Source organism: Alteromonas profundi (assembly GCF_010500865.1).
Classification (GTDB): Bacteria; Pseudomonadota; Gammaproteobacteria; order Enterobacterales; family Alteromonadaceae; genus Alteromonas; species Alteromonas profundi.
Window position 1 is genome coordinate 1 of record NZ_JAAAWN010000016.1, and the last position, 13,558, is coordinate 13,558.

The 13,558-nt window shown below is 46.5% G+C and carries 12 protein-coding genes; 8 read left to right on the forward strand and 4 right to left on the reverse strand.

The features are described from left to right. Positions 1 to 452: 452 nt before the first annotated feature. Entirely contained in the window at positions 453 to 899 is a 447-nt protein-coding gene (locus tag GTH32_RS12395; protein WP_049587409.1) for a CopD family protein, read from the forward strand. Between the two features lie 8 nt (positions 900 to 907). On the opposite strand, the gene GTH32_RS12400 is transcribed toward GTH32_RS12395, so the two are convergent. Next, positions 908 to 1,378 carry a DUF2231 domain-containing protein gene (locus tag GTH32_RS12400; RefSeq protein ID WP_049587407.1) on the reverse strand — a complete coding sequence of 157 codons (471 nt, stop codon included), beginning with the start codon at positions 1,376 to 1,378 and terminating at the stop codon, positions 908 to 910. 32 nt (positions 1,379 to 1,410) lie between these two features. Here GTH32_RS12400 and coxB point away from each other — a divergent pair, with 32 nt between their 5' ends. The 4 genes from coxB to GTH32_RS12420 are packed head-to-tail and all read left to right on the forward strand — an operon-like array spanning position 1,411 to position 5,751. Further along, positions 1,411 to 2,115 carry a cytochrome c oxidase subunit II gene (coxB, locus tag GTH32_RS12405; RefSeq protein ID WP_257721544.1) on the forward strand — a complete coding sequence of 235 codons (705 nt, stop codon included), beginning with the start codon at positions 1,411 to 1,413 and terminating at the stop codon, positions 2,113 to 2,115. Beyond that, positions 2,112 to 4,619: a cytochrome c oxidase subunit I gene (ctaD, locus tag GTH32_RS12410; RefSeq protein WP_049587404.1), complete on the forward strand. Its 2,508-nt coding sequence runs from the start codon at positions 2,112 to 2,114 to the stop codon at positions 4,617 to 4,619. The genes coxB and ctaD overlap by 4 nt, the downstream gene beginning before the upstream one ends. After that, positions 4,616 to 4,957: a hypothetical protein gene (locus tag GTH32_RS12415; protein WP_049587402.1), complete on the forward strand. Its 342-nt coding sequence runs from the start codon at positions 4,616 to 4,618 to the stop codon at positions 4,955 to 4,957. The genes ctaD and GTH32_RS12415 overlap by 4 nt, the downstream gene beginning before the upstream one ends. Then, positions 4,948 to 5,751, forward strand: coding sequence for a cytochrome c oxidase assembly protein (locus GTH32_RS12420; protein ID WP_049587401.1), 804 nt, complete (start codon positions 4,948 to 4,950; stop codon positions 5,749 to 5,751). Before GTH32_RS12415 ends, GTH32_RS12420 begins: the two co-directional genes overlap by 10 nt. A 109-nt stretch (positions 5,752 to 5,860) precedes the next feature. On the opposite strand, the gene GTH32_RS12425 is transcribed toward GTH32_RS12420, so the two are convergent. Then, complete coding sequence (locus GTH32_RS12425; protein WP_246223242.1) at positions 5,861 to 7,540, reverse strand: FAD-dependent oxidoreductase; 1,680 nt, start codon at positions 7,538 to 7,540, stop codon at positions 5,861 to 5,863. A 333-nt stretch (positions 7,541 to 7,873) separates the two neighbouring features. On the opposite strand from GTH32_RS12425, the gene GTH32_RS12430 reads away from it, so the two are divergent. The 3 genes from GTH32_RS12430 (at position 7,874) to GTH32_RS12440 (ending at position 12,116) form a co-directional block, all read left to right on the forward strand. Then, the gene (locus GTH32_RS12430) at positions 7,874 to 10,348 is read left to right on the forward strand and encodes a vitamin K epoxide reductase family protein (protein ID WP_049587399.1); all 2,475 of its coding nucleotides are present in this window, start codon (positions 7,874 to 7,876) and stop codon (positions 10,346 to 10,348) included. Between the two features lie 429 nt (positions 10,349 to 10,777). Continuing rightward, positions 10,778 to 11,155, forward strand: a complete 378-nt coding sequence (locus GTH32_RS12435; RefSeq protein ID WP_049587398.1) for a hypothetical protein — start codon at positions 10,778 to 10,780, stop codon at positions 11,153 to 11,155. Then, positions 11,145 to 12,116, forward strand: coding sequence for an ExeA family protein (locus tag GTH32_RS12440; protein ID WP_004587121.1), 972 nt, complete (start codon positions 11,145 to 11,147; stop codon positions 12,114 to 12,116). The genes GTH32_RS12435 and GTH32_RS12440 overlap by 11 nt, the downstream gene beginning before the upstream one ends. A gap of 152 nt (positions 12,117 to 12,268) precedes the next feature. Here the strand turns inward: GTH32_RS12440 and GTH32_RS12445 are convergent, their stop codons facing one another. Continuing rightward, complete coding sequence (locus GTH32_RS12445) at positions 12,269 to 12,616, reverse strand: protein-tyrosine phosphatase family protein (protein ID WP_049587467.1); 348 nt, start codon at positions 12,614 to 12,616, stop codon at positions 12,269 to 12,271. A 198-nt stretch (positions 12,617 to 12,814) separates the two neighbouring features. Then, complete coding sequence (locus GTH32_RS12450; RefSeq protein WP_049587397.1) at positions 12,815 to 13,432, reverse strand: hypothetical protein; 618 nt, start codon at positions 13,430 to 13,432, stop codon at positions 12,815 to 12,817. Positions 13,433 to 13,558: the final 126 nt, after the last annotated feature.

The following is a 13,558-nucleotide window of genomic DNA, read 5'->3' on the forward strand; positions in this document are numbered from 1 at the left end:
CCGTATTAAATGTACGATATTTACCTAATTTGCCACACTTATAAGTAGTAACCCACCTCCGCAGCCATTTATTGGTGTGGTCTACAGAGGATTATGTCTTTTTAGAGGGGAAAATCCCTAGAACCCCTATCTGGATTACAGGAGTCCAAATCAATATGAGGCGGACATGAAGAAATTGAAAAAAGTAGCTTAACTGGGTTGGTCAATTTTGGTTGACCACGTCATCTCTGCTCTTTGAGAAACTGTGTATAGATCGTATATACAGTAACCTTTATCTACAAGTAAATATTTTATCGCTGACCGTAGGTTGGAATTATATTGTTCATTTACTCTCTAATAGGGGATCGGCTAACTTCACATCGTCACGTGCGATCGCAAAAATTCATTTTTTTCTAAACCATTTCAGGGGCGAGTGCTGTAACTAGTATTATGAAATAAATGTAAGGTTGCTCATGCTCTGGCTTTTAGGTCTTCACATCTTCGGTCTTCTGATCTGGTTGGCAACCGTGTTGTATTTGCCAATCTTAATTGCTACTGAGTCGAAAATGCGCGAAGACTTTATCGATATTCCATTTGGAGTGGGGTCGGTAGCGCGGCTGATATTCGCGTATGTGGCTTCGCCCGCGGCTATCATTTCTATTATTGCGGGAACATTGGTCTTTGTAATAAACGACACCCTTACTTTCTGGCTGATGGTGAAACTAACCATTGTGACGATACTGGTGATATTGCACGCGAGCCTTGGGCTACTGATAACGCGCCTTGAACGCCAGGAAATGCGTTATCTGGCAGGCTTTAGCTGGTGCTTTCTGATAGCGATATTTTGCGGCGTCGGAAGCATACTGTTTGTGGTCCTGGCAAAACCTGCTGCACCTGGTTTTGTGCCATGGCCAATCTAGGGCTCAACTTAGCGTTCATTATTTTGAGGCTCGTTAACACCTACGCCGTAAGCAAAAACCAGTTGAGCGCCCAAAAAACCAGTAATACCGATAAGGATGCCAGCTAGAACGCTGACATAGATTCCCCAGGGATTAATAAGTTCGCCGGGGTCATCGCCTAAGCGTAAGGTAAGGTTAAATGTGGTCAGCGATAGCGTCATTACTGCTAGAACGGCGTGAGCCCAGGCTGCGACAATATGGCGAATAATACGTACAGTAAAAACATCAATGGCACCGGCAAGGCTGGCCAAAACACCAAATGCCAGTCCAGCAGCAGTAAGCCAAAAACTGGCTTCAGCCCAGAAAGGATCGCTGGTAAGGATAAATACAATATCTGTGACAATGAGTATGAGCAAAAACGCGATGGGAAAATGGATCAGGGCTGGATGTAGCGCATGCCCCCTAAGTGAAGCGCGGCTGCTGATTATTGAATTCGACATAGAAGCGTCAGATCCTAAATACCGTTTAAGGAGTGAGTTTGGTAAATAGAGTAACAGAATATCTTTTCACTGCCAGTGCCTTATTGTTGGCAGGTTGCAGTGAGCCGTATTCCATTCTCGCCCCGGCAGGTCCGTCAGCCAAGGCGGTTACCACAATCTGGTGGGGCATGCTCACGGTTGGAGTCGTGGTATTACTGGGGATTTGCTCACTCTGGTGGTATGCCAGCTTCCGACGCAATCGTAAATATAGCGATGCAGATGTAAAACGCGTTCTTACTCGTATGGTTTTGTGGGGCGGTATTGTGTTACCCACGGTGGGCATAACCGTATTGCTCATTTTTGGTATTCCAGCTGGGAATATTATGCTGCCTTTGGCAGATGAGCGCGCTGTGCGAATTGATGTGCATGCCAGACAATGGGCGTGGGATGTAACCTATCCGCAACATGATATTGAACTAACAGATGAAATTCATATTCCTGTCGATACGCCAATTGATATTCATGTGACTAGTGCGGACGTGATTCATGGCTTCTGGGTGCCACGGCTAGGAGGAAAGATTGATGCGATCCCGGGGCACACGAACATCGTGCGTTTGCAAGCCGATGAAGTAGGTGAGTTCGGTGGCCAATGCGCCGAATATTGCGGCCTTTCTCACGCTAAAATGCATTTTAAAGTCATTGCTCATTCTGCTGAGAAGTTTGATGCATGGCTCGTCCAACAAGGTAAAACACAATGAATGGCAAATCAGAACTACACAAAAATTTTGCCAAGGTATGGGATAACCTACCTGGGTGGGGCAATCTTGCAGCGGTAAACCATACTTCTATCAGTCAGCGATTCATGCTAACCGGGGTGATCTTTTTTCTCGTAGGCATTTTGCTGGCAATGCTGATCCGCTCGCAATTGGCGTTGCCAGGTCAGACACTCATTACTGCCGACCTGTATTCACAGGTTTTTACTATGCACGGCACTATTATGATGTTCTTGTTTGCCATTCCGGTTCTGGAAGGCGCGGCGATGTATCTTATTCCAAAGATGATCGGCACGCGCGATCTAGTCTTTCCCCGTTTGAGCGCCTTAGGCTATTACTGTTACCTCTTTGGAGGGTTGATTTTGCTGTCAAGTCTGGTGCTAGGCATCGCGCCTAATTCGGGCTGGTTTATGTACACACCCTTATCCAGCGACGACTATTCCGCTGGCGCGGGCTCAGACTTCTGGCTACTCGGAGTGACTTTTGTAGAAATATCTGCAGTATCGGCAGGTATTGAGCTTACCGTCTCGATTTTGCGTACAAGAGCGCCGGGCATGAGTTTGAGCAAAATGCCTATTTTCTGCTGGTATATTCTCGCGATGGCGTTAATGATCGTGTTCGGTTTTCCTCCGCTGATTCTGGCTAGCATTCTGTTAGAGCTTGAGCGGGCAGCGCAAATGCCTTTTTTTGATCCTAACGCTGGTGGTGACCCTATTTTATGGCAGCATTTGTTCTGGTTATTCGGCCATCCTGAAGTTTACATTATTTTTCTGCCGGCAGCGGGTATGGTCTCCACTATATTGCCAGTGTTCGCGGGTCGACCGCTGGTGGGATATCGTTGGGTTGTATTATCAGTAATCATCACTGGGTTTATCAGCTTTGGCTTATGGGTACACCACATGTTTACCGTCGGGATCCCTCATTTGGCCCAGGCATTTTTTTCCATTGCCAGCATGCTGGTGGCGATTCCCACAGGCATTCAGATTTTCGTTTGGTTAACGACATTGTGGGTAGGCCGTGTTCGGTTTGAACTGCCGATGCTATGGATTTTTGGCTTTTTGTTTATCTTCGTTTGCGGTGGGTTGACTGGTGTGATGCTAGCACTGGTGCCCTTTGACTGGCAGGTGCACGATACGCACTTTGTAGTGGCGCATTTTCATTATGTGCTTATTGGCGGAATGTTCTTTCCGCTGATCGCCGCCCTATATTACTGGTTGCCCCATTTTTCCGGACGAATGCCGTCTATGAGAATGGGACGCTGGGCGTTTGGCTTGGTGTTTGTCGGATTTAATTCAACGTTTCTGATCATGCACCTAACTGGTCTGTTGGGCATGCCACGCCGAGTGTTTACTTACGAAAGTGGCCTGGGCTGGGATTGGTTAAATCTGAGTTCTTCCATTGGTGGCTTCGTGCTCGCGATTGGTATTTTAATGCTCGTCTTAGATGTGACGCTACATTTTCGATATGGTCGAAAGGCTTCATCTAATCCTTGGCAAGCTGATACATTGGAATGGGCCACGGGCATGCCGCCGGTGTCTTACAATTTTGCCAGTATCCCTGAGGTAAAATCACGTCATCCACTATGGGACGACCCGTCGTTGATTAATAGCATTCCAGCTGGCGAACATGGCTTAAAAAGTATTAAGCACGGGCGACGGGAACTGTATGGAACAGATGCGATTAGTGGCAAGCTAAAAGAAGTTATTCATATTCCCAGCCATTCGTGGTGGCCTCTAATTTGTGCGGCTACCCTGGCGGGGTTGTGCATCAGCCTGGTGTCTAAAGCGTATATGGTCGGCATCTTTTTCGCCATATTGGGTCTAGGCTTCTTTTTACGCTGGAGTTGGGAGAACGGCACGCACAAGACGATGGCACCACTGACGGATGAAGAAGCGAGCCGGGGAGAGCCGCCTCTGCACTCGCGTACCTTTGACGGGCCAGGGTTATGGGGTATGTGTGTGACTCTGTTAGCTGACGGCACCTTATATTTGTCGCTGCTTTTCGGTTGGTTATATTTGTGGACAGTTTCACCAAATAAAACCTTACCTGACGTGTCGGCAATTTCGCCGGTTTTAATGGGGCTAAGTGGTGCGTTACTGACCATTGCAGTGACTTTGTATCGCCGTCTGAATCGCTATTTGCGCCGTGAGCAAGAGAAGTCGCTCGCTAAGTGGCTTTGGCTCGTTTCAGCCTGTGGAATGGGTCATGTTGGACTATTGGCTTTCATCACTGTTTCGAGTGACCTGCAATTTACGACTAATGCGTATGATGCCGTATTGTTGGTGATGCTGGCCTTTTTGCTTTTCCACAGTATCATCAGCGTGATCACCACTACGCTCCAGGCACTGCGGGTTAGTTATGATTACATCAGTACAAAGCTGTCCTATGAAATTGTCGTAATGAGCCCCATGTGGTTGTTTACACATGTTATTTTTTGGCTAAGCTTCGCAAGCTTTTTGATCTTACCAACAATATGGGAGGCTAAATGAAAGTTTCCCGCGCGCACCCTTGGCATCTTGTGGCCGGGTTTGTGATTTGGGCGCTCTGGTTTGTATTTACTTATGGCGGTGTCGCGGTGGCTTGTCAGCTGGCTAAACCTGCGGCCGAGGCGGGCCTATTTAATTGGATAAACCTTAGTTTTTTAATTCCTACGTTTCTTATTGTTATTTATTTGGGAATTTGCGCCTTTAAGTCGTGGCACGTAGCGGCAAATGCAGAAAATGAGTCGCGCTTTTTACTGCGTGTAGCGGCGACAAGTTATCTTGCTTCGGCCATTTCGACGCTGGCTGTTGGCATTCCTCTTTTGGCGATGGCACCATGTATTTAATTATTCTCGTAGCAACGTTATTGTTTTGGTCAACCGGTGCATGGGCGCACAACCCCTTTACCAGTGGTGGCCAGGACGCGTTTTCCGCTAGCCTTACGGCGGTGATAGTACTGATATTCTGGATAATCTATGTATGGGGCTGCCGCTACGCTACCGCAGTTGTATGGCGGAGATGGCTATTTCATATCACCATTTTGATCACCTTTTTTACCATTTTGGGTCCGTTGGACGAATGGGCTGAACATAGCTCTGCTGCGCATATGACCCAGCATATGTTTATGATGGTAATAATAGCGCCAGCTTTCGCTTTGGCTCGGCCATTGCCACAGTTCTACAGGGCTTGTGGAGCATATGGGGAAAGATTATGGAAATATGCATTTAAAATCACTCAATATCCGATGGTATGCACCTACTTTCACGGTATGATGATCTGGTTCTGGCACATCCCGAAATTTTATATGTTGGCGTTGGAGAATCCCTGGATTCACGTATTCGAACACGCCTGCTTTCTGATATCGGCGGTATGGTTTTGGTGGGCCTGCTTACATGCCTTTACCCGTAAAGTTCCCTATGCGTTGCTGGCACTGTTGGTGACGCTAATGCACACGGGCTTTTTAGGTGCGTTTCTTACCTTTGGCAGCACTCCTTTTTACGGTGAATCCCGCAACCTTGCCGATCAGCAATTAGCGGGACTTATCATGTGGGTAGTAGGTGGAGTGCCCTACATCACCGCAGCATTTTGGGTGGGGCATCGCTGGTATAGACAGCTACAACGAAAATCGCTAACTGTTTAATCAGAAGGATTTGTACGTGAGGACTACCGGTCTCGGAGAATAGTTAGCAATCTTGTCATAGAAAGCGCGCCATTACGCGCTTTCTCGTCACCAAATCAAAGCTTGTTAATTAGGCAGCTTCAAGTTCAGCTTTAACCGATGACAGCGCAACATGGTCGTCCATCTCAATAATCATTTTTGCCATGAGCTGCGGATAACCTTTAGCCAGAGCAGCAATTTCCTTACCATCTTTGCGAAAAACTGCGAGGTATTGTTCGTCTTCCGGTGTGCCCACCGCTTCGATTTCGTCCCACTCTTTTGCGTGGCCTACGTATTCAAACTTTACATCAAATTGCTGTGTCCAGAAATAAGGTGTGCGATCAAATGCTTTACGTTCGGCAGGGTAGGCTAGGCTCGCGAGTATATTTTCTGCTGCGCAACGACCATGCTGCTGGGCTAGTCGCCAGTGCTCAATGTGCATTTCTTCGCCATTATACGGATAGCTGGTAATATCACCCACCGCATAGACATCTTCAGCAGCTTCAAGGAATTCGTTCACTTTCACCAATCCCTGATGCGTTAATGTAAAGCTATTGAGTAAATCTTTATCAGTCGTTATGCCGGTAGCTAGCAGCACCAGATTGGTTTCCAACGTTTCGCCACTTTCCAGCTTCACTGCGGTTACTTTTTCAGTACCATGAAATCCACTTACTGTGCCCTCGACAAACTCGACGTCATGCTTCTCGTGTAAATCACGGAAATACTGCCCGATTTGGGTTCCAAATTGTTTTTCAAACGGCACCGCATCAGGTGCGATAACCTTTACCCGTATATTGTCGCTACGCTGCTTTAATGAAGCGGCCACTTCCAGACTAATAAAACTGTTGCCAACAATGGTAATATTGTTCGTGTTTTCAACGTCAGCTAATAGACGTTCCACATGCTCAATATTTCGAAGCGTATGGATCCCCAACAAATTAACGCCGGGTAAATCCGGCCGTATGGGGATCCCGCCTGTGGCAATAAGTAATCGATCGTATGTCAACGATTGACCATCATATAGCTCAATTTGATGGGCGGCAGTATCAATTCCGGATACTTTAGCCACTAGGCGTGTAACTTCTGTGATATCCATGTCGTCTTGATTAACAAGGGGGTCTACCTCATCAGGTTCCATGTCGCCCGCTGTCACAGCTTTGGTAAGCAGTGTTCGGTCATAAGGTGCATCTGCTTCTGGATCAACAACAGTGATCCGACCGTGGTAACGATTGTTCACCAGACTTTGCAGAGCGGCAGCGCCTGCTGCGCCAGCGCCGACAATCACAATATGAGAATGTGCGTTAACTGCAGTTAATCGGTTTTGTCGTTTATCGGTGCTGTCGGTGGCCTGTTCGGGATCCACAAGTACCTCGCCGTCACGTATTTCAACCGCATACCGAGATAATCCTGTTAGTGCAGGTGGTTCGCATACATCAGCAGAGGCGATATCAAAAGTGCCTTTATGCCATGGGCAAACCAACTTGCCTCGACATACTGCACCATCTTCAAGAGGCGCACCTTTATGAGGGCAATCGGCGCTGCCGGCATAAACGTTTTCACCGTCACGAATGAGAAGAATTTCTGTATCGTTAAGGGTAACGCGTTTAGGTTTGAGGTTTTCAAGGCGGTCTGCAGGACCGGCTGAGATAAATGACATGAGAGGCTCCTTATCCAAATGGGCGCCGACACCGTGTGCCAGCAAGGAAGTATTGCGAGACTCTAGACCATCAAGTTTTATTCCTATTTGCGCATTGAAAACATTAAATTTCATTTTACGGTCGTGCAATCTTACTTATTCAATTAAAATCATTAGCCTATGGCATTTATTAACCAACGCGGTGTGGCAGCAAAGGCTCCTTGCATGATGGCTCCCCAAACCAATCGTGTTTTTACTACAAAGTATATTCCTGTCGTTCGCAAGTTTTACACTGTCCCGCCGCATTATCGATTATCAAGCAGACGCGGCGCGTTTCCCTAAATTGCCGAAGTTGATTAGATTTTGTCTATTTTCATCGTTTTCTCTCTGTCAATGACCCGAAACGCGGGTTGATTCGTTACTCAATAGTAACCCTCTTAATTTTAGGTTTCTGGCAAGGACTTATTGATGGCACAACAAGCAGCAGAAAAGCGGATTGTTCTGATAACTGGTGCATCTGGCGGCGTAGGCAGTGCACTTTGTGAGGTGCTGAAAAAAGATTATCACCTTATTGGGTTGGATTTGACACCTTGCGAAAGTGCCCATGAAAGTTACGAGTGCGATTTTACCTCCAAAGACTCCATTTCCCTTGCGTTGTATAAAATTCATGAAAAACATGGCGGTCATATTGCCTGCGTGATTCACCTTGCCGCCTATTATGATTTCTCGGGCGAAGACAACCCCTTGTATGAGGCTCTCAATGTAAAGGGAACGGCGGATTTTCTAACCGAACTGCAGCGCTTTGATGTGGATCATTTCATCTATTCCTCCACCATGCTCATTCATCGGGCAGGGGTCCCTGGAGAAAAAATCACCGAGGACACGCCCATTGAGCCCGGCTGGACCTATCCGCAGTCTAAAGCCGATGCCGAAGAAGCCATTCGCAGCCATCATGGCAAAATTCCCTATACCCTGTTACGAATGGCTGGCTTGTACGATGACCACACCGCTGTTCCCACTTTAAGCTATCAGATCGCCCGCATTTACGAGCGGCAATTTAAGAGTTGGGTGTACTCGGGCGATAAAATGGCCGGACAAGCTTTTTTGCATAAAGACGATATGGTGTCATTGTTTACCGAGCTGGTTGAAAAGCGCCATGAAGTGCCCAAAGAAAATGTACTATTGGCCGGCGAAGACAGCGTAATGGGTTATCAGGCGCTGCAAAATCGAATTGGTCATTTGATTTATGGTGAACGAGAGTGGAACACCATCGAAATACCGGAGTATGTTGCTAAACCTGGAGCTTGGCTGGAAGAAAAAACCGAGCCGGTGGTACCTGACGCCTTTGATCATGGTGAAAAGCCGTTCATTAAACCATTCATGATTGATTTATCAAGTGATCATTATGACCTTAATCTCAGCCGGGTAAAGGAACAGTTAAATTGGCGACCACAGCACCACATTTATGATGCACTGGAACGGTTAATTGACAATCTGAAAAAAGATCCGCCAGGTTGGTATAAAGCCAATGGCATCACTTTGCCAGACTGGATGCAAACGGCGAAGGAAAAAGAAGTTAACGCCAACGCAATTCGTGAAAAGCACGAAGATCATTATCGTGACGCCCATAGCAACTTTATTTGGGCCCACTTTATGAATATCGGGTTGGCGTTCTGGTTGTTAACCGCGCCATTTTTGTTGGGGTATGAAAGCCGCGCAATGACGATTAGTGACATGGGGTCGGGACTGGCACTGCTGGTGTTTGCCGGTTTAAGTCTGTCATGGCGAATGAGCCAGGCTCGCTGGGCCGCGGGAATTGTCGGATTTTGGGTGCTCTCGGCACCGTTGGTGTTCTGGGCTCCTACGGCGGGGGCCTATCTGAACGGCACGTTAGTGGGCATGCTGATTATTGCTTTTGCCGTGTGCTCGCGGCCAACGCCCGGTGTATCACTAATAGCGGCGGAGACCGGCCCCAATATTCCGCCCGGTTGGGAGTTTAATCCGTCAAGCTGGGTGCAACGGATGCCTATTATTTTGCTCGCATTTGTAGGTTTTTTTATTTCACGCTATTTGTGTGCCTTCCAGTTAGGACATATAGACGCGGTATGGGAACCGTTTTTTGCAGGCGGGGGCGGTGACCCGAAAAATGGCACCGAAGAAATTATCACATCTGAGGTATCTGAGGCGTGGCCGGTTCCCGACGCCGGGTTAGGTGCTATGACTTATGCGCTGGAAATTCTTACCGGCCTGATGGGGTCAACCCGCCGCTGGCGCACCATGCCCTGGTTGGTAATGCTGTTCGGCATTATGATTGTGCCATTAGGCGTGGTGTCGATTTTCTTCATTATTATTCAGCCCATCGTTATTGGAACCTGGTGTACACTTTGCCTGGTTGGTGCAGCAGCCATGCTGATTCAAATTCCTTATTCGCTGGATGAGCTGGTGGCAACTACTGAATTCTTATGGCGTCGTAAAAAGCAAGGTCGCCCATTGCTACGTATTTTCTTTACCGGCGATACTGATACAGGAGCCTGGGAGGGTGATGAAAGAGAGTTTGAACGGGGCCCCATAACAGTATTTAAAGACATGATTGCAGGAGGAGTTACTTTGCCCTGGAATCTTGCGCTCTGCATTCCTGTCGGAGTTTGGCTTATGTCCACTCGTTTGACGCTGGGGACCGAGGGCAGCACGGCTAATGCTGATCATGTGGTGGGAGCTCTGGTCCTGACAGTCGTTGTTACTGCTACTGCCGAGTCTGGGCGCATGGCACGTTATGCGCTTGTTCCTCTAGGCCTGGCATTATTTACCACGCCATTTCTGCTCGGTGCCCCTCTGGTTTCAGTTGTTTCAAGCTTGCTATGTGGCGCATTGCTAATTGGGTTGAGTTTACGAAAAGGTCATATTAGAGCAAGCTACGGGAAATGGGATAAATTCATTGTTTAGGAAAATAAGAGGGCTTCTTCAATCAGGTTATCCCTCTTGTCGGCAAAAAGCATGGATAATAAGCTGCTCCCACAGGTCGCGCTAGAGGCATGTAAATGAATAAGTCTGTTTACGTCAAAATCGCTTGGAAATATACCGGCAGTATCCCTTGGTAATCACATCATTACCTCTTATCACTTACCAATTTACGAAACTCAAATCGCCAAGACGAATGAACAAAAATTTCAAAAAGCCTGACTTGCCGAGTTACAGCGCTCTTCAATGATCTTGGCCTTTTTGTTAATAGCATAAAGATGGAGCACATAGGTAGATCCCGACCTCGCAGGTGAACAAGTCGTACTTTGGTGGGGCCTGTTTGACGACGAATTGTATGTTGAACATGATGGACAACGATATGGTGCTTATTTTCCGATCAGTGGTCCAATTCCCTTGTATAGATATCGTAAGTTTAAACAAACCAAAACAGAAAAGCGGCTTGGAAAACTCGAAACGCTAGCAAAGTCACTTAAATTACCGGACTCTGAAAACGATGAGAATCACCAAGTTATTTTGTCAATGAAGAACGTAGTTGAGCCAGTACCAACGCGAGAATTTGATAATCCAGACCCGTTTAACGAAAAGCGGTTTGAAAACATACTGAAAGCCAAGCTTGCCATATCCAACTATTTAGGTAAACCCTTGACAATACTTGCGCAAGGCGACAGAGATATGATTGATGCTATTTTGTCTGAGTCTTTAGATAAAGAGGCTGTCATGAAACGAATAAAAGAATATTTCCATAATAGGAGTGGAGAACATGCAAATTGAAGTCATGGAACACTTTGGTATAAAGAAGTATTTTCGTGATGCAGACTTCTTTGAAACTGACACGGCCAAAAGGTTATTCAGACAACTCAAAAAGATCATACCTGAAGGCCAGCTCATCGCACTGACTGGTGTTGTCGGTATTGGCAAAACTACCTACCTAGAAAAAATACAAAAACAATTAGCTGCTGAAAAAAATGTGATAGTTGCAAAGTCACTCTCAGTGGAAAAATCCAAGACAAATTTAACCACTTTGATCACAGCGCTGTTTTACGATGTTTCAGGTGATAATGGCTATCGGGTACCAAAGCTTGGCGAAAAGCGCGAGCGAGATTTGCAGGAGCTCATCAAGAAGAGTAAAAAGCCTGTTGTGTTGTTTTGTGATGAAGCCCATGACCTGCACCATCGCACACTGACAGGCCTTAAACGCCTAATGGAAGTCATTCATGAGGGCGGCGGCAAGTTATCTATTGTATTGGCGGGCCACCCTAAACTTAAAAATGACCTGAAATCTCCCACAATGGAAGAAGTTGGCTACCGCACGGTTACCATGTCTCTCGATGCCTCGCAGGGTATTTTACGCGATTATATTTACTGGCTCCTGGATAAATGCACCAATGACAATGTGAAACCAAAAGACGTTATTGAAGACCAAGCAGTGGAATATCTAGCTGAACATCTCAGTACGCCTCTTCAGGTAGAACAACATCTAACATTAGCCCTAGAAGAAGCTTACAAAGTCGGTATAAAACCTATCAATGTTGACCTTTTGGAGGAAACACTGTCTAGCCGCATAGATGAAATTGAACCGACACTTATCAGGCATGGTTACAATGAGCGCGTCATTGCTGAACAATTCCGCTATCGCCCATCCGAAATTAGAAAATTATTCTCTGGAGGGCTAGAACCGAATAGAGCGAAAGAAATGACAGCTGAAATGCGTGAAGCAGGACTGCCAATTTAGAGTCGATTAAAGTGGGCCCAACCTGATGAAATCGGTCCCAGTATCAATCAATGTGGTTCCATTCTTAATTAAAGTGAGCCAGCCTCATAGGGTAAAATCAATGATTGTGGGCCAGGAAGTTCGGATAAAATCGGTTCAGACAGGATAAGAAGTCAGGTCGCTACAAATAGCAGGGCTAATGAAGGGGCCCTTGACTCACCTTGATTGCAGTGAATTAATAGTTTCTTTCCTTGCCTCCAATGCTTATTTGAGAATTCTAAAAATGCTGTAAACAAAGGAGGCATAAACAACGGGACAGCAGGGTCGATAATATTGAGAAATAGGTCATTTTCTTTCTCAAGCACCAAATAGTTCGGGTGTGTATTTGCCAACTTTCCCCGATATCCCACAGAATGCTGATGACATGGGCTTTTGCAAGCATGTACTACAGCAAGATTACTATTGCCATTGGTGCATGACTGGTCGTTTGTGCCAATTACTCTCTCATGTATTTCTAGCACGCAGAACCTCCTTGTAACTTTTAACAGTTCATTACTGAAACTTCACAGTAGCGCCCGTTTCCACTAAAAACTATATTCTGTGCTTTTATAGGAAGGAACTAATGTCTACGTAAATGGGGTAACACGACAGAGCTGACTTCCAGATTGAGGCAAGCTCTGTGATGTTAAGTTTCAGATGAAATTTTTGTCTAATCCAATTTAGGCTTTGATCCCGCACTTACTTAAAGCTTCTGGCAAGGACGCATCCAGAGCATATTCACCTGTAGTCGATGCCGCCTGATTCATCCCAATCGTTCTGTACTTTATTTCTTTGCCATTGACCATTTCATCTAAAATCGCTCTGGCTTTTTCGCCTGTGGCAGCAGTAAATGGAGACATCGCCCTTGCGCTTCCCTCCATAGCAGCATCATATGTCCGCTGAGCCTGCTTGCGGCTCTCTTCAGGTAAGTTCTCAACGTACTGAGAAAAGTCCACAGTGGAGGCTTGTGGGGCATAATCTAACGGTGTTTCACTGGTGTTTATTGTCCAAGCGTCGTTGTTATCAATGCGTATCTGGACGTTGCCAACTGGGATACGGTAGTTACCACCGCTTTTGATACCGACCCGCAAGTCATTATCTACCACTTCGATATAGGGGTAATAGTGATTGCTGTATGTGAACACGCTACTTTTTGTGTATAAGCTGCCGACTGACACCGAACACGTTTTCTTATCGGTAAACTCGTCCACATTGACAGAGGCTACCCACGATATTTTTGGCGACGTACCCGCGCAGCCACTGAGAACTATTGCCAGACCAACTATTCCGTATTTCAAAATCCCTATTCCTCTTTATATTACAAAGTCGTATTCGACGCGGCCCTTATAGGCCGACTCTCTGCTGAAAATAGCACAGGAGGTTTAGCAATACACGCTGCATGAAGTTGGTAAGGCCCTAGTCGA

Excerpts from the sequence above, each read along its gene's own strand:
- GTH32_RS12395 (WP_049587409.1), top strand. The coding sequence starts at position 453 with ATGCTCTGGCTTTTAGGTCTTCACATCTTCGGTCTTCTGATCTGGTTG.
- GTH32_RS12400 (WP_049587407.1), bottom strand. The coding sequence starts at position 1,378 with ATGTCGAATTCAATAATCAGCAGCCGCGCTTCACTTAGGGGGCATGCG.
- ctaD (WP_049587404.1), top strand. The coding sequence starts at position 2,112 with ATGAATGGCAAATCAGAACTACACAAAAATTTTGCCAAGGTATGGGAT.
- GTH32_RS12415 (WP_049587402.1), top strand. The coding sequence starts at position 4,616 with ATGAAAGTTTCCCGCGCGCACCCTTGGCATCTTGTGGCCGGGTTTGTG.
- GTH32_RS12420 (WP_049587401.1), top strand. The coding sequence starts at position 4,948 with ATGTATTTAATTATTCTCGTAGCAACGTTATTGTTTTGGTCAACCGGT.
- GTH32_RS12425 (WP_246223242.1), bottom strand. The coding sequence starts at position 7,540 with ATGAAATTTAATGTTTTCAATGCGCAAATAGGAATAAAACTTGATGGT.
- GTH32_RS12430 (WP_049587399.1), top strand. The coding sequence starts at position 7,874 with ATGGCACAACAAGCAGCAGAAAAGCGGATTGTTCTGATAACTGGTGCA.
- GTH32_RS12440 (WP_004587121.1), top strand. The coding sequence starts at position 11,145 with ATGCAAATTGAAGTCATGGAACACTTTGGTATAAAGAAGTATTTTCGT.